This is a genomic window from Pseudomonas sp. A014 (genome assembly GCF_052378495.1).
Taxonomy (GTDB): Bacteria; Pseudomonadota; Gammaproteobacteria; order Pseudomonadales; family Pseudomonadaceae; genus Aquipseudomonas; species Aquipseudomonas machongensis.
In genome coordinates this window covers 5,636,725-5,652,826 of sequence record NZ_CP199001.1, presented here as the reverse complement: position 1 = coordinate 5,652,826, position 16,102 = coordinate 5,636,725, and the positions used below count along the sequence as shown (strand labels likewise).

General features: G+C 60.4%; 12 protein-coding genes. 4 read left to right on the top strand and 8 right to left on the bottom strand.

What is annotated here, in order from left to right:
• Positions 1-23: 23 nt before the first annotated feature.
• Positions 24-1,559, bottom strand: a complete 1,536-nt coding sequence (gene gpmI, locus ACTYOL_RS26110; protein WP_153773312.1) for a 2,3-bisphosphoglycerate-independent phosphoglycerate mutase — start codon at positions 1,557-1,559, stop codon at positions 24-26.
• 206 nt (positions 1,560-1,765) lie between these two features.
• Between gpmI and ACTYOL_RS26105 the strand changes: the two genes are divergently transcribed.
• The 3 genes from ACTYOL_RS26105 to secB are packed head-to-tail and all read left to right on the top strand — an operon-like array spanning position 1,766 to position 2,957.
• A complete protein-coding gene (locus ACTYOL_RS26105) occupies positions 1,766-2,179 on the top strand; it encodes a rhodanese-like domain-containing protein (protein ID WP_054891213.1) in 414 nt (137 codons plus the stop codon).
• Between the two features lies 1 nt (position 2,180).
• Entirely contained in the window at positions 2,181-2,435 is a 255-nt protein-coding gene (gene grxC, locus ACTYOL_RS26100; protein WP_054891214.1) for a glutaredoxin 3, read from the top strand.
• 39 nt (positions 2,436-2,474) lie between these two features.
• A complete protein-coding gene (gene secB / locus ACTYOL_RS26095; protein ID WP_054891215.1) occupies positions 2,475-2,957 on the top strand; it encodes a protein-export chaperone SecB in 483 nt (160 codons plus the stop codon).
• 70 nt (positions 2,958-3,027) lie between these two features.
• On the opposite strand, the gene ACTYOL_RS26090 is transcribed toward secB, so the two are convergent.
• Both ACTYOL_RS26090 and ACTYOL_RS26085 read right to left on the bottom strand, forming a co-directional pair.
• The gene (locus ACTYOL_RS26090; protein ID WP_153773313.1) at positions 3,028-3,471 is read right to left on the bottom strand and encodes a hypothetical protein; all 444 of its coding nucleotides are present in this window, start codon (positions 3,469-3,471) and stop codon (positions 3,028-3,030) included.
• Between the two features lie 76 nt (positions 3,472-3,547).
• Complete coding sequence (locus tag ACTYOL_RS26085; protein ID WP_197890386.1) at positions 3,548-5,650, bottom strand: TonB-dependent receptor; 2,103 nt, start codon at positions 5,648-5,650, stop codon at positions 3,548-3,550.
• A 484-nt stretch (positions 5,651-6,134) separates the two neighbouring features.
• Here ACTYOL_RS26085 and ACTYOL_RS26080 point away from each other — a divergent pair, with 484 nt between their 5' ends.
• The gene (locus tag ACTYOL_RS26080; RefSeq protein WP_063541571.1) at positions 6,135-7,454 is read left to right on the top strand and encodes an OprD family porin; all 1,320 of its coding nucleotides are present in this window, start codon (positions 6,135-6,137) and stop codon (positions 7,452-7,454) included.
• Between the two features lie 58 nt (positions 7,455-7,512).
• Here ACTYOL_RS26080 and ACTYOL_RS26075 read toward each other — a convergent pair whose 3' ends face one another.
• The 5 genes from ACTYOL_RS26075 to ACTYOL_RS26055 all read right to left on the bottom strand — a co-directional run bounded on the left by ACTYOL_RS26075 (position 7,513) and on the right by ACTYOL_RS26055 (position 16,093).
• Positions 7,513-8,304, bottom strand: a complete 792-nt coding sequence (locus ACTYOL_RS26075) for a hypothetical protein (RefSeq protein WP_444757312.1) — start codon at positions 8,302-8,304, stop codon at positions 7,513-7,515.
• A 96-nt stretch (positions 8,305-8,400) separates the two neighbouring features.
• Positions 8,401-8,862: a hypothetical protein gene (locus ACTYOL_RS26070; protein ID WP_153773316.1), complete on the bottom strand. Its 462-nt coding sequence runs from the start codon at positions 8,860-8,862 to the stop codon at positions 8,401-8,403.
• A gap of 533 nt (positions 8,863-9,395) precedes the next feature.
• On the bottom strand, positions 9,396-13,700 hold the full coding sequence (locus ACTYOL_RS26065; protein WP_444757311.1) for an RHS repeat-associated core domain-containing protein: 4,305 nt from the start codon (positions 13,698-13,700) through the stop codon (positions 9,396-9,398).
• A gap of 9 nt (positions 13,701-13,709) precedes the next feature.
• Complete coding sequence (locus tag ACTYOL_RS26060) at positions 13,710-14,144, bottom strand: DcrB-related protein (protein ID WP_153773318.1); 435 nt, start codon at positions 14,142-14,144, stop codon at positions 13,710-13,712.
• 14 nt (positions 14,145-14,158) lie between these two features.
• The gene (locus tag ACTYOL_RS26055) at positions 14,159-16,093 is read right to left on the bottom strand and encodes a type VI secretion system Vgr family protein (protein WP_444757310.1); all 1,935 of its coding nucleotides are present in this window, start codon (positions 16,091-16,093) and stop codon (positions 14,159-14,161) included.
• Positions 16,094-16,102 lie beyond the last annotated feature (9 nt).

Here is a 16,102-nt window from a genome sequence, read left to right as displayed (position 1 = left end):
CACCGCGACCCCAATGCGCAGTCTCAAGTGTCGATCAGGATCGAGGTTCCGGTCATTTCGGCAGGCTTCTCCAGCCCCAGCAGCTTGAGCATGGTCGGCGCCACATCGGCCAGCACGCCGCCGTCACGGACTTTCACGCTGCGCTTGCCGACATAGATGAACGGCACCGGCTCGGTGGTGTGCGCGGTGTGCGCCTGGCCAGTGGACTCGTCTTCCATCTGCTCGACGTTGCCGTGGTCGGCGGTGATCAGTGCTTCGCCACCGACCTTGCCCAGCGCCTCGACAATGCGCCCGACACAGCCGTCCAGCGCCTCGACGGCCTTGACCGCCGCGTCGAATACGCCGGTGTGGCCGACCATGTCGCCGTTGGCGTAGTTGACCACGATCACGTCATAACGCTGTTGCTCGATGGCCTCGACGATACGGTCGGTCACTTCCGGCGCGCTCATCTCAGGCTGCAGGTCGTAGGTGGCGACCTTCGGCGACGGGATCAGGATGCGCTCTTCGCCTTCGAACGGCTCTTCACGTCCGCCCGAGAAGAAGAAGGTCACGTGAGCGTACTTTTCGGTCTCGGCGATGCGCAGCTGGGTCTTGCCGTTCTTGGCCAGGTACTCGCCCAGCACGTTGTTCAGGCTGGCTGGGGCAAAGGCCGCGGGGGCGGGGATCTTCGCCGAGTACTGGGTCAGGCCGATGTAGGCCGCGAGCTTCGGCAGGCGCGCACGGGGGAATTCATTGAAATCGGCTTCGACGAACACTCGCGACAGTTCGCGGGCGCGGTCGGCGCGGAAGTTCATGAAGATCACCGCGTCGCCGTCTTCGACCTTGACCGCCTCGCCGATGCGCGTGGCCTTGACGAATTCGTCGCTCTCATCGCGTGCATAGGCTGCTTTCAGCCCAGCCACGGCGCTGTCTGCGCTGTACTCGGCGGAGCTGTCGACGATGAGGTTGTAGGCTGCGCTGACGCGGTCCCAGCGGTTGTCACGGTCCATCGCGTAATAGCGGCCGATCAGGCTGGCGATGCGGCCCTTGCCCAGCTTGGCGAAGGTCGCGTCGAGCAGTTCGATGGACGACTGGGCGCTGCGCGGAGGGGTGTCGCGGCCGTCGAGGAAGGCGTGCAGGTAGATTTTCTCGGCGCCACGCTGGGCGGCCAGTTCGGCCATGGCGACGATATGGTCCTGGTGGCTGTGCACGCCGCCGTCGGAGAGCAGGCCCAGCAGGTGCACGGCCTTGCCTGCTGCAACTGCCTTGTCCACGGCGCCGGTGAGTACCGGGTTTTCGAAGAACTCGCCGTCGCGGATGGCCTTGGTGACCCGGGTGAAGTCCTGGTACACCACACGGCCCGCGCCGAGGTTCATGTGACCGACTTCGGAGTTGCCCATCTGCCCGTCCGGCAGGCCGACATCCATGCCGGAACCGGAGATCAGGCCATGCGGCTGGGTGGCGCGCAGGCGGTCATAGACCGGTGTGTTGGCGGCGTAGATGGCGTTGTATTCGGGGCTTTCGCTGTGACCGAAACCATCCAGGATGATCAGGACCAGGGGCTTGGGCGTGCTCGTCATCAATCAAACTCACGGTTGTTCAAAGATGATAAAGACACGCATTTTAGGGCAAATCGGCCAGCGACGGCGAATATTCGTCGGTTCGTACGACCAGCGTCCCGACGGGTTGCAGATGAAGGCTGTTTCCGAGCCGGCCCGGCGGGCTTTGGCGGGCATGGGTGGCTGTGTATACTGGCCGGCATTTTCAATCGCCTGGAACACCCCTGATGGTTGCTCACCTGATTCAATTCGCGACAGATCACTTCATCCTGGTTGCGATCTTCTTCGTCCTGCTGATCCTGCTGCTGGTCAATGAAATCCGCCGCGGCGGCCAGAGCCTGAGCAACGGCCAACTGACCGCGCTGGTCAACGCCGAGAAGGGCGTGGTGATCGATATCCGTCCAAGCAAGGAATACTCCGCCGGCCACATCGTCGGGGCGCTGAACATTCCGCAGGACAAAGTCATCGGCCGCATTGCCGAGCTGGAAAAACACAAAGAAAAGACCCTGATCATCGTCGATGCGATGGGCCAGCAGTCCGGCACCATCTGCCGCGAGCTGCTCAAGGCTGGCTTCACCGCTGCCAAGCTCAGCGGTGGTGTGTCCAGCTGGAAAGCCGATAACCTGCCCCTGGTGAAGTGATATGAAGCCCGTCATCGTCTACTCCAGCGACTACTGCCCCTACTGCATGCGCGCCAAGCAACTGCTGGCGAGCAAGCAGGTGGCGTTCGAGGAAATCCGTGTCGACGGCAAGCCCCAGCTGCGCGCCGAGATGGCGCAGAAGGCCGGGCGTACCTCGGTGCCGCAGATCTGGATCGGCAGCACCCACGTTGGCGGTTGCGATGACTTGTTTGCGCTGGAGCGCTCGGGCAAGCTCGACGCCCTGCTCGAGGCCTGATTCACGCCTCTTTCAACCATTTTCAGAAAAGGATCTGCCATGACTGACCAACAGAACAACGGCGCCGCCGAAGAGAACAGCCCACAATTCTCCCTGCAGCGCATCTACGTGCGTGACCTGTCGTTCGAAGCCCCGAAAAGCCCGCAGATCTTCCGCCAGCAGTGGGAACCCAGCGTCGCGCTGGACCTGAACACCCGCCAGAAGGCCCTGGAAGGTGACTTCCACGAGGTCGTGCTGACCCTGTCGGTTACCGTCAAGAACGGCGAAGAAGTCGCCTTCATCGCTGAAGTTCAGCAGGCGGGCATTTTCCTGATCTCGGGTCTGGATGCAGCTTCCATGAGCCACACCCTGGGTGCGTTCTGCCCGAACATCCTGTTCCCGTACGCGCGTGAAACCCTCGACAGCCTGGTGACCCGTGGCTCGTTCCCGGCGCTGATGCTGTCGCCGGTGAACTTCGATGCCCTGTACGCACAGGAACTGCAGCGCATGCAGGAAGCCGGCGAAGCGCCTTCCCTGCAGTAATCGTTATCGCGCGGCATAAAAAAACCCTCGGGATCGACCCGAGGGTTTTTTTGTGGGCGCAAGCCGAGCTTCAGCCGAACTGCTTCTGCTGTTGCTGCTGCTTGGCCACTGCCTCCGACGCCGCCACGTAGGCGTCCTGGAACTCATCGCTCTCCAGCCAGGCCATGGTCGCCGCTTCATCGGCGCCATCGAGCCAGGCGCGGTAAGCGGTGAACACCAGGACGATGTAGTCGGTGGCGTGCTCTTCCTTGTGCCCCTTGAGTACCAGCGCCAGCAATGGATCGACCAGAAACACCGAGATCATCGACACCAGGCTGGTTTCCTGGGCCTCCTTCATCTTGTCGAACAGGGCGTCATAGCTCCCCGACTCCATGGCCTTGTTGTACACCTGCTCGACACTGGCGCTGTCGCCAGCGCTGGCCTTGACCGCCTGGCCGCCGCGGACCATGCGGTTCTGCTTGGCCTTGGAGGCGGCGCGCTTGGCGCGTTTCTGTTGCTTGGTGTTGGAAGCCATGGGTGAATCCTTGGGTGTGTCCGGAAAAAACGCGTATTGAAGCCTAGTTGCCGCGGTTCTGGATAGGGCCCATCGGTCAGAAGCTGTAGGTGCCTGTCACCACCAGGCTGCGCGGATCGCCGAACTGGATCTGCGCGGCGCTGGTCGCCGAGCTGTAGTAGGTCTTGTCGGTGATGTTGTTCAGCGCAGCGCGAACGTCCCAGTCGTGGGTGCGGTAGCCGGCCAGTGCATCCCAGTGCCCATAGCCTGGCAGCACCGTGGTGTTCTGGTTGTCGGCGTAGCGTTCGCCGACCAGTACCAGGCCGGTTTCGGCGTACCAGCCCAGCTCCGGCTTCCAGGTCACGAACAGGCTGGCGTTGCGCCGCGCCACGTTGTTTACCCGGTTACCCTCCAGGCCGCTGTTGTCCTTGGCGATGATGGCATCCTGCAGGCCGATGCCGCCGCGTACGTACCAGTTGCCGACCACATTGCCCTGGGCGGTCAGCTCCACGCCACGCGAGCGTTGCAGGCCGGTGAGGATGGTGATGCCAGGGTTGTCCGGGTCAGTGGTGCGACGGTTGTAGAGCTCCAGCTCGTAGATGGCGAGGGTGGTGCTCAGGCGCTCGTCGAACCAGTCGCTCTTGACCCCGATTTCCTTCTGCCGGGTGTTCTCTGGAGCCGTTTCGTTGGTGTTGCCGGCAGCGCCGGGGGTGATACCGATCAGGCCGCCGCCGACCGGGGAATAGGTCTTGCTCCAGGAGGCATAGAACGAATGCTCCTGCCATGGCGAATAGACCACTCCCAGGCGCGGGCTGGTGCTGTTGTCGTCCTGTTTTTCCGAGATGCCGCGCAGCTTGTTGGTGGTTTCCACCTCGAACTGGTCGAAGCGCACGCCCGCCAGGATCTGCCATTGGTCGTTGAGGCGGATCTGGTCCTGCAGGTAGACGCCACGGCTATCGACCACCGTGTGGTTGTAGCTCGACGGCACCATGGGACCGTTGTGTTGCAGGCGCCGGTTGGGGTTGTTCAGGTTCAGCGACGGCACCGCCTGGCCACCGGCACTCACCGCCCGCGCGGTGTACAGGCGCGGATCGCGGCGCTGATTGCCGAATTCCAGTCCCAGCAGCAGCTTGTGCTCCAGGCCCCAGGTGCTGACATCGCCCTCGGCCTCGAGGTTGTTGAAAAGGTTGCGGGTGTTCAGGTCCTGCTGCCAGCGCTGGCGGGTCACCAGATTGGTGCTGGGGGTGTAGCCGGTGAGGTAGGTGTTGTCGAAGTCGCTGTCGAGCTTGAACAGGCTCAGGGTATGGCGCACTTGCCAGTTGTCGCTGAGCTGGTAGTTCAGGCGCGAGCGTAGCGACTGCGACTTGTCGTCGATGAAATCGCGCTGCGTGTCGCCGTACGTAGTGCTGCGCCCGACATCCGCCGGACGACCGCCGACGCCAGGAATGCCGCGATCCGGGGTGCGGTTGTAGCGGCTGTATTCGTACTGCACCAGCCAGTTCAGGTCGGGGTTCAGTTGCCAGCTCAGCGACGGGGCGAACAGTTGGCGGTTGCCATCGACCCCATCGCGGAAACTGTTGTTGTCCTGGTTGCCCATGTTCAGGCGCACGCTGATGTCGTCGCTCAGGTCGGCACTGAGATCGGCGTACAGGCTGCGCAGGTCCTCGCTGCCGCCCTGGGCTTCGATGGTCGAGCGCCGGCCATGCTCGGGCGCCTTGCTCACCCGATTGACGATGCCGCCCTGGCTGCCACGGCCATAGAGCACGGCTGCCGGGCCCTTGAGCACCTCGATGCGCTCGATGTTGTGCAGGTCGCGCACGTACTGGCTGTCATCACGCACGCCGTCCAGATAGAAGTCGTTGCTGGCGTCGAAGCCGCGGATACGCAGGCTGTCGAAGCGAGTGTCGGCGCCGCTGCTGACGTTGGGGATGCCTTCCAGTGCCTTGCCCAGGCTGTTGTTGCCGTAGTCCAGTACGTTGGCGGTCTTGACCGTGTCGATCGCCTGCGGGACGTAGCGCACCGGCGTCGAGGTGCGGGTGGCGGTGCTGACGTCCTTGACCCGCGGATTATCGCGCTCGCGTTCACTTTCAGCAGTGACCGAGAGCTCAGGCAGGGTAGTGGTGGCAGCGCTGGCAAGGCCTGCGCTGAACATCAGTGACAGGCCCAGAGACAGGGGAGACAAGCGGCAGGGGACAAGCATCGGCAGGCATCCAGCAGAGATTGTTATGAAAAGGATGCGAATGGTAATGCTTGCTATTTGCTCTTGCTTGGCTATTTGTAAAGGCGCGTATTTACGAATGTATCAAATTGTAACTGGTAATTATTCGCTTTTATCGAGGTGTTTTTGTCAAGCCAACCAGAAGTGAGTTGCCTGTACGAAAGTACAGAAAAGAGAGGGAATAACTGTCTGCTCTGCGATTCAGCACAGTTTTGCACCAGCTCTGGCCTTTAATTTGGTTATATCAACCTTCATTTCACGTTTTTTTGACATTGCGAAGCACACGCGGCTAGGATTCGGCCTCTACGCCTGCCGGCCATCAGTTGGCCGAGCGCCGGACGAAGCCCGCTACCTGCAAAAGGAGCGGGGTTTTCAGTTTGGATACAAGCGTCGAACCTACGAAGGGGCGTTGGTTCCTGGCGTTTTAGGTAGCAGAGCGTTCTGATTCGGTAATAAGGAAAACAACATGTTGAATACAAGGATCAGCCTGGTAGCGCTGGCACTCATCGCCGCCACTCAGGCCCAGGCCAACGACCAGGCCGAAAGCAAGGGCTTCATCGAGGACAGCCACGCCAACGTCCTCCTGCGCAACGCCTTCATCAACCGTGACAAGAAGCACCACACCAACGACCAGTCCCAGTGGGGCCAGGGTGTGATCGCCAACTTCTCGTCCGGCTTCACTCAAGGCACCGTGGGTGTCGGTGTCGACGCCTTCGGCCTGTACGCCGTGCGTCTGGATGGTGGCAAGGGTCGTAATCAGGGTGGCGGTGTCGACTTCTTCAAACGCTCCGACCCCACCTTCGACGGTGAGAAAACCAACGCCCCTCACAACCTGGCTCGTGGTGGTGCAGCGGTGAAGTTCCGCATCTCCAACACTGTGCTCAAGTACGGTGACCAGATGCCGGCTCTGCCGGTCCTGCAGTACGACGACGCTCGTCTGCTGCCAGAGAGCTTCACTGGCACCATGATCACCTCCAAGGAGATCAAAGGCCTGGAGCTGAATGCAGGCCGCTTCACCCAGGAAGCCCGCAAGAGTGCCGAGCGCCGTGATGGCGGTGGCCTGAAGTCGATCAACGTGCTCGGCGGCAGCTACAAGTTCACCGACAACTTCACCGCGTCGCTGTACACCGCGGACAACGAAGATGTCATGAAGAAGCACTACCTGGGCCTGAACTACGTCTTCCCGATCGCGGCCGACCAGTCCCTGACCCTGGACTTCAACGGCTACAAGTCGGACATCGACAACAAGTATGTGCGTGAAGCTGGCTTGAATGGCGACCGCAACACCATCTGGAGCCTGGCGGCTACCTACGCCTATGGCCCGCACTCCTTCACACTGGCCCACCAGCGCAGCACCGGCAGCACCGGCTATAACTATGGCTGGTACCAGAACGAAGGCGGTGTCGGTGACGGTGGTTCGACCATCTACCTGGCCAACTCGTACTGGTCCGACTTCAACGCCGAAGACGAGCGCTCCTGGCAGTTGGGCTACGGCCTGGACTTCGGTGCCTTCGGCATCCCTGGTCTGACCTACAAGCTGGCTTACGTGGTGGGTGACAACATCAACACCCGCAACCTCAAGAACCCGGAAGGTTTCGGCGAGGGTAAGGAGCGCGAGATCTTCAACCAGGTTCGCTACGTGGTGCAGGACGGCCCGGCGAAGGACCTCTCGATCAAGCTGCGTAGTTCGTTCTTGCGTACCAACAACGCTGTGCGCCAAAACGGCTACAACGACGACGGCAACGAAGTTCGCGTGTTCGTCGAATACCCGATCAGCATCTTCTGATACTGATCTGGCGTAACGAAACAGCCCCGGCATTTGCCGGGGCTGTTTCGTTTCAAGGCTATTGCGCCAGCAGTTGCGGATAGTCGCCGAACCAATATTCCATCGCGTCGGCGTCCACACCGTTTGCCCCGGTCCAGAAATCCACCGGATAGCTCCAGTCCGACGAGCGCGAGCTGCTGGGCGCCAGGCCCTGGTTGGTGAAACGCTGCAAAAGCCCGGGGTGTTCGGGCGTCTGCAGGATCGCGCAATGCCCCAGCAGATCGATAACGCTGCGCGCCTCCTCTTCGCTCATCTTCACGCCCTTGAGCTTGCGCAATTGCTTGAGCATATCCTTGGGCCTGGCGTTGTCCGGCAAGGCCCGGATCATCTCGAAGATGCGGGTCGTGAGCGGCAGTGCCTCAGGGCGGGGACTGTCGATGGCGTTGGCCTGCTGCAGGAAGAACGCCATCTCGGCGATATCGCCACTCAGCACGCTGCCGCACAGGTAGCGTGTCTGGTTCAGCAGGACGAAATCGATGTCCAGATGCTCGAAGGCCCCGCACACCTGGCAGTTGAGCTGCTTGTCGACGCTGAACGGGTGCTGCATGAAGTGAGTTGCGCTGGCGAGTGAGGAAAGGCCGGCGCGCAAGTGTGCCTGGTTCGTTTCCACACCGTGCAGGAACTGGGCGACGATATTTGCCTTTTCAGCCTTGTCACGCTCCTGCAGCAGCCACTGCACTACCTGGTCGTGGGACATTTTCTGGCTTGCAGGTGCCAGCCCGGCCTTCTTCAGCACCGGGTCGATCGCTTCGCCTTCTTCGTAATCTTCCAGCGCCTCGCGAATCGCCGCCAGTTGCTGGTTTGTTGTCATTTGCCACATGTCCTCGTATTGACCTTTGGTCAGTACCGGCAGTGAGCTGACCTTGCTGACACCCGGATCGCGCAGGTAGGTCCTGGCTGCTTGATGTTACTCGGCTGAAAAATAATGCTCGATCGGCAATCCTGCACTTTCAAATTCAAACAGGACTTTCCACGTGAATGCGGTGGCCCAGCGATCAATCATCTCTCGTGCTTCATAACGATTTTCAGTGGTGCAGGTCAGTGAGAAAATAGACGTTTTCTTCTTGCCTTTGTACACATTTATCGAAGCCTGATACTCGATCATGCGTTCTTCATCCGGTGCTCTGCACCAGAGGTCCAAAGTGGCGTAAATAGGGACGCCACTATCGAGTGTTCGCTCACTGCCCGCCATGAATATGTTATCGGCGAAAAAATTCTGTGTTACCAGAAAGCGCACATGCTCATCGTCGATTGTTTCCAGGATGTCAGGGCCGATATCGACGAAGTCATTTTTCGAGATCGACCAACCGGTAGGGATTCGCAGAGCCATCAGTGTGTGTTGCTGCACAATCGTTTGGATGATGTTCATATTTTTGATTTCAGATAGCTCATGTAGTCTGCCTGCGAGATCGGATGCCCATGGAATTCGGGCAAACAACGCGGTACGGCAGGACCGCTACAACGACGACGGCAACGAAGCTCCCATGTTCGTCGAGTACCCGACCGACATCTTCTGATACTGAGCTTTCTGATGCCCGAATTGCGCAGATAGATCTTGGCCGACTTGAGGGCGTTCAGGTGGGCGTCCCCCTGGCGTCAAACTCGAGGCGCGCTACGGCCCGTCGTCCCTCGTAGACTTCCAGCGTACTGCCAGGGCATAACAGGTCCCTGGGGGCATTGGGGGCAAGGAAGCGCGCGGTTCCGGTTCCTATTCTGATGTCACGTGATTGGTGATTCTTCGTGACCTCAAGTACAACACTCCAGGCCGCCCGTGAGCCGTCAGGGCCTTCAATCGGAGCGGTGATGACGTAGTAGGGGTGGTTGAGGGGAAGCTGGGCCTTACCGCCGTCACTTACATTTCGCCAGTATATGGTTACGTGAACAGGTCTGTTCATTGGTTGATCACTTTCCACAAGAGATACCCCGCGTCCAACGTGGCTTGATGCGAGCACGATTCAAATCTGCAATTTCTATGTATCTGGCTTTGCCAATACTGTCCAAATTGCTGGAGGAGAACGCTGCATTGGCAAGTTTGTCAGGAACCTTGACCTGAACTATTTTGAAGTCTCCGCCGTGACCCATCGTCTTACCCCATGTCACAGCATCTTTGTATGACTCAGCAAACCATTTTCCTTCCATGGTGCCATTCGATGTCCACGTGCCGGTTCGCATAAGTCCGTTATATTCTTCCATGCTCATGGAGCGGTAGAGGACAGTCTCCCACCCTAGCGGGTCAATCCACATAAATGGATTGGGAGCATAGCGGTAAAGGTTCCACCCCCCCGCCAACCCTATCGGATCCGGCTGGGTAAAGCGTCCGATGTCGGGATCATAGAATCTGAAGGTGTTGTAATGCAGCCCGGTCTCTCGATCCAGGTACTGGCCTTGGAACCTCAGGTTCTGCTCCATGCCCTGGTCTGGGTTGCAGCGCTCGGCGGCAGTGTTGCCCCACACCCGATAGGTAGCTTCCCATTGGGTCTGTCCATCTTCGTCGGTCTGACGATATGGCAGACCGTTGAGGTGGTTGTGAAAATGCAGTACGCGTTGATGGGCGCCGTTCCCATCGACGCGTGCAAGGGGGTCGTGGCCAGATTCTGCATATAGGTACAGACTGCTTCGACCGTTGCGGCGCTCATGCAGCAGACGCAGGCCATCCCACAGGAAGTCGGTTCTTCCCAGCAGAAGGCCGCGTACATCGTATTGTTCCTTGGCAACACGTCTGCCGAGTGGGTCGTAGTGCATCCGTACGCAGGTTTCTCGACCGGCATGCAGGGTGCGGACTTCCACCAGTCTGTGCTCAGCGTCGTAGTGAAAGTGTTGGATGCCTCGTGCGCTGCTGACCTTTTCAATCAGGCGCCCGAAGCCGTCGTAGCGATAGCGCTTGTCCTGATACTTCAGCAGTTGGTTGTACTGAACCGAAGAGTTGTTGATTCCGTCGAGCAGGTTTGCGGCGGGGTCGTAATTGAACTGTTCTTGACGACCACCAGATGAGGCATAGCTTGAGCGCACCCTGGCTGTAACGTCGTAGGCAATGGTCTCAAGCGTGTTGCCTGTCGTGTGAAACTCCTCCACCTGAATCAGATTGTCGGCGCCGTCATAGCTGTAGTGCCGACGTCCCTTAGCCAAAGTGGCGGATGTCGGATCGCTTGCGTGATTGCCACGGCTGCGAAGCCGACCCAGCTGGTCGTAATCGCTACGGTACAGCAGGCGTCCCTGGGTACGATTGATTTCTCGATGCAGCCGATCGCGCTCGAAGTCGGCGATGACGTGCCCATCGAGGTTCAGTTGATGCAGATGACCCGAGCCATACATCAACCGGTTGATCGAACGGCCATCCGGAAGGATGAGCCTGGTCTGATTACCCAGCTCGTCGTAGGAGTAGCCAAGAGTGCCATGTGGTGTGTGCTCCTCGAGCACATGCCCCAGCTTGTCATAGGCATAGCTCAGCGTCTGGGAGTTACCGTCCAGGGCAATGGTCTGCACCGCGAGCAACTGGTCCAAGGCATCAAACCGGTACTCCGTGCGGCCATCGGAGGTGATCTTGGCCACGAGCCGACCGACGGCATCGCGTTCGAGCTGGTGGGTGACAGGAGTATCGGGGCTCTCTGGCGCTGGGTGGAACACCAGCCGTATCAGATTGCCCAGAGCGTCATAGCTATAGGCCTTGTGACTACCACCCAGATCGCGTTGCATCGCCAGGCGGTTACACGCGTCCCAGGAGAATCGATAAGCTTCGCCGTTTTCGTTGACGAGCTCTACCAGTCGGCCGTAGTGATCGTACTCGAAACGCACGCTACGGCCGGCCGCGTCAACTTGGCGGCTGAGCTGTCCGCGTGCTGTGTATGAGTAGCGCGTGGTATGGCCAGTCGCGTTCACATGGGCAATCAGGGCGCCATCGGCTGCACGCTGGTACTGCTCGTGCGTACCGTCTGGCCGAGTGATGGACTGCAACCTGCCCTGTGCGTCATGGCTGTATCGAGTCGTGCAGCCCTCTGCATCCGTCATCTGTGCTAGATGGCCGCGGTGGTCGTAGCTGTAATGAGTAACGGAGCCCGTGCAATCGACTGTCTCGATGACTTGATCCAGGTCGTTCCAGCGCTGTGATCTTGTTTTTCCCGCAGCGTCGACCATCTCGACCATTCTGCCGTGATGGTCATGGCGAAACCGCGTCAGATGTCCTTCAGGGTCTTCTTCACGGGTGCAGTTGCCACGCGGGTCATAGCGGTATTTCCAGCGATTCCCAGCGCGGTCGACTTGCTCTCTGGGTAGCGCCCAATGTTCCAGCCAATACGTGGATTCGCTGCGCCCGAGCGGATCCACCGTCTCGGTCAGGTTGCCGGATTCATCATAGAAGTATTGCCAGCGTCCGCCTTGAGGGTCTACCGCGCCCAACAGCTGACGTTCATCGTTCCATTCGAAATGCCAGGTGTTCGCCAGGGCGTCGGTGTGTTCCACGACTTGATATTGGTCGTTCCAGCGATGCGTATTAGTGCGTTGCAGGCTGTCCGTAACATGGGTCAGCCCGGCGATCAGGTCGTAGGAAAACTGGTATTGATCACCCTCGGAAGTCCAGTGCCGACAGACGCGCCATTCATCGCCGAGGGCTTGCCACTCATAGTGACAACGTAATCCCGAGGCGTTCCGGTGTTCAATCAGCCGTCGGTGTTCACCATAGACGAAAAGCCGCTGCACTTGGCCGCTGCCATCCCTGACTTCAGCCAGCTCCCCGAACGCGTCGTAGTCATAGACAACCAGCGGTTCGTTGCTCCCGTCACTGTACACGCGAACAATCTGGGCGACGCGAGAGGGCCATCGGGAGCTATAGCGCAATTCCATTCTGGTAGCGCCGTACGTGTCATCGAGCCCGATCAGGCGACCATGCTCGTCGTACCGAAGGTGCACCCGATTGTCATTGCGGTCACCCAACAGGCGCAGGCGCAGGCGTTGGGGATCTATTGGGGAGGGTTCGAATAATCGATAGAGGCCGTCCATATCCTCGATCAACAACTCGCCATCAGCCGCGCGTCTTACGCTCAAACCTTCGCCGGCACTGAATACTGCGTCGCCTGGGGGGATCGTGCCCATATCGATGATCCGCGCCTGCTCATCCGTGTACAGCAGGCGTTCTCCGCCATCCGAATCGGCGATCAGGTTCACGCAGACTTCGTAGGGAACGCTCCAACCTCTGCCGAGCAAACCGTCCTGGCGTTCGTCCAGGCTGCTATAGAAGCGCTGCCAGACCAGTGGCATCAGCGCCGGTAGTGTGAAGTCCAGCTCCTGCTCGCCGCTCAACACTTTCGCGCCAGTGGCTGCATGCACCGGGTTGGGTGCACCGGTTATGGCACGTGTGAGTGCCCCCGTCACCTGGCTACTGACGACACTCGCGGCGCCACCGAGCAGCATGCAGCCAAACTTGCTGTAGAACTTGCCCCCACGGCCACGCAACATCATCAGCGCGGTGATGGCCAAGCCTATGCCTGGCGTCTTACCGCTGCGGATCTCTCGTACGACGATTTTCTCGCCACCAATGCGGACGTTGTCCGATATCAGGCCGGAGTCGACGATCACCGCGTCGCAGGTGCTGCGATCGCCGCTGCGCGCCGCTGGTTGGCCATTGATGCTGACCTTGTCAGAGCCCTCGGCGATATATTGGGGAGGCATCGCCGGATGCTTGGTGCACAGCACCTTGTCATCGTCCGCAGGTTCGGTGTTCGGTGCTGGCGAGGCTACGGTAGGCCGCCACATTTGCGAAAAGAACGCCTTCGTCATGTCGAGGAAGGTTTGCTCTTGTTCTTCTTCTCCTTCATCAGCCTGGCCAGCGGCGGGGGGAGGCAACACCACACCTGCAGCCCGGGCTGCAGGTTTTGAGTTTATGTAGGTATTTTGCGAACCACTGGCAATGTGGGCCTGCACTGTCGGTGGAAAAAGCGCGTTACCTATACCTTCGCAGAACCGACTCAGTGCGGTGTCCGCTCCGGTGCTCGCCATTGCCACGCCGACCACCACCCCCACGACAGCGCCCAGCACAACGCAGCCCAGACCACCGGTAGCAGCAGTGATGCCAAGCGCAGCCCCGACCGCAGCCGTGGCCAAGGCCCCGATGGCGATGGTGGCGGCGACTTCGAGTACTCCGCCGACGATGTCGGCCATCATCGAGGTGTGCATCAGTGCGTCGCCTTCGCGCGCAGCCCAGAGTGCGTCGGACATGGCAGTCGTTCAGCCGAGGTTGTCGAAGTCGAGCGACTGTTTGAGAGCCGCCCAGTGCGCCGCTTCCTCCTCACCCAATGGCTGCGGCTTCACGTAGCTCAGGGCGAGCATCTTGCGCGAGCCCGGCAGCAACAGCGCCAGTTGATATTGGTGAACCTTCTCTTTGCCCTTGGTGAACTGGCTCTGCAACTCGATGCCTTCCAGTTGCCCATCTGCTCCCAGCTTCACCGGCTGGGGTGTGTGCAAGCGCAGATCCAGCACCTGCTGGCGCAATCGCTGGATCTGGTCGTCGAAGTTGCTTTGCAACGTTTCCCCTTCGTTCAACAGGCTGCGGCTGACTACCAGTGAGGTGCCCAGTGTCTCGAAACGCAGGATGTTGATGCTGGTATCTCGCACCTGATCGGTCGGAAGGTCGAAGCGAAATTCGTTGAGGCGATAGTTCATGATTCGGGTGTCCGTCACTGGCGGGGGAATTTGTCGCTGACCCTACCGTCGATGCTGCCTTTGTCACCATGGCTGCCCGGTGTGGTGCCTGCTGCTCCACCGATGTTCAGGTCGAGAGTGCCTTTGGGGGTATTGATCTGTGCATGTTCGCTGGCGTTGATGTTCAGGCGTATGCCTGTGAGATTGATGTGACCGTTGGCGTTGAGCTCCAGCACACTGTCGCCGCACACCAGACGCAACTTTTCCCCGGCCTCCATCAGGTAGGTGGTGCTGATGCTGTCGGTCTTGCTGGCGCCAACCAGCAAGGTATCGTGATGGCGTACTGCGCGTACTCGATCCTGGCCGATGGTCACCATCTCCACCATTCCGACGCTCTTGGTCCGGCTTATGCCCACCGACAACGTCTCATTCTGCTCCACCACCGTGTCCATGTTGCGCTCGGCATGCACATACAACTGCTCCTGCCCGCGCTTGTCCTCCATGCGAATCTCGTTGAAGTTGGCCGGGCTGCCGCCCTTGCTCGAACGGCTCTTCATGCCGCTCTGGGTGGCGTTGCCGGGCAGATCGTAGGGCACGGCCTGCTCGGCGTTGTACACCCGGCCAGTGATGATCGGCCGGTCGGGGTCGCCCTCGAGGAAGCTGACGATCACTTCCTGGCCGATCCGCGGGATCTGCATCGAGCCCCAGTTCTTCCCGGCCCAGGCCTGGGATACGCGGATCCAGCACGAGCTGTTCTCGTTGGACTGGTCGTGGCGGTCCCAGTGGAAGTGCACCTTCACCCGACCGTACTGGTCGGTCCAGATCTCCTCGCCGGCCGGGCCAACCACCACGGCAGTCTGCGGGCCCTTGACCAGCGGGCGCAGGGTGCTCGATACCGGCCGGTAGCTCTGCTGGGCGTCGATGCAGCTCAGGTTGCTCTCGAACTGCGCCGAGCCGCTGCCGCCGCCGGTTTCCAGGCGCTCCTGCACCACGTAGTAGCGGGCGGCGACGATCAGGTACTCGCGGTTCTGATCCTGGCGGGAGAAGCCGCTGAGGCTGAACAGGTGGCCACTGCCAAGACCACGGGCGTTGCCGCGCAGCTCCACGCGTTCATGCAGGCTCTGCAGCGACTCGAGACGGGTGCGCGCATAGTGCTCGCCATCCTGGGTCTGCTCATAGGCGCCGGGGTAGTCGTACAGCGGGTAGTCGCCGGCCTGGTGCGGACGTGGCATGACCGAGCGCACATCGATGCGCGCGCTGGGCCGCTGGAAGTCGTAGTCGTTGAGCTCCATCGAGCCGGACTGCACCTCTTGCGCCAGGTGCCAGTCGTTGATGTGGTCGCGCTCGCGGTGCTGGCCGTCGGGCGGATAGAACGGCACCGACTCGTAGCCCGGCGCCTTCTGGTGTGCGCCATAGGCGTCGGCCAGCACCAGGACGTGACGCGCCTCCTCATGGCGGAAGAAGTAGTAGATGCCTTCTTCTTCCATCAGCCGGCTGACGAAGTCGAAGCTGGTCTCGCGGTATTGCACGCAGTATTCGCGCTCGCGATAGCTGCGGCTCAGGGCATCCTCGAAGTCCGAAAAGCCCAGGTCGCGGAATACCTGCTTGATGATCTGCGGTGCGCTCAGGTGCTGGAAGATCCGGCAGTCGCTGGTGCGCGTCAGCAACCACAGCCAGGGCCGCAGGGTGACGCGGTAGCTGGCGAACTGCCCGCGATCGACCGACTGGCTGCAGCGCGCGACGATGCCGTGGAAGTGACGCGAAGTCATGCCGCTCAATTGCAGCGACAGGCTCATGGGTTTGCCGAGCAGCTGGTTGAGGTCGATGGCCGGATCGTCGCTGGTCAGCTGCAGCTCATAGTCGAACAGGCGGCCGAGCTCCTCGCTGCCGCCCATCTCGCTGAGGATCAGCACGTTCGGCCCCAGGGGGCTGTTGATCTGCGCCAGGCGCGTCAGTTGCGTGAACAGCATGGATGTTCC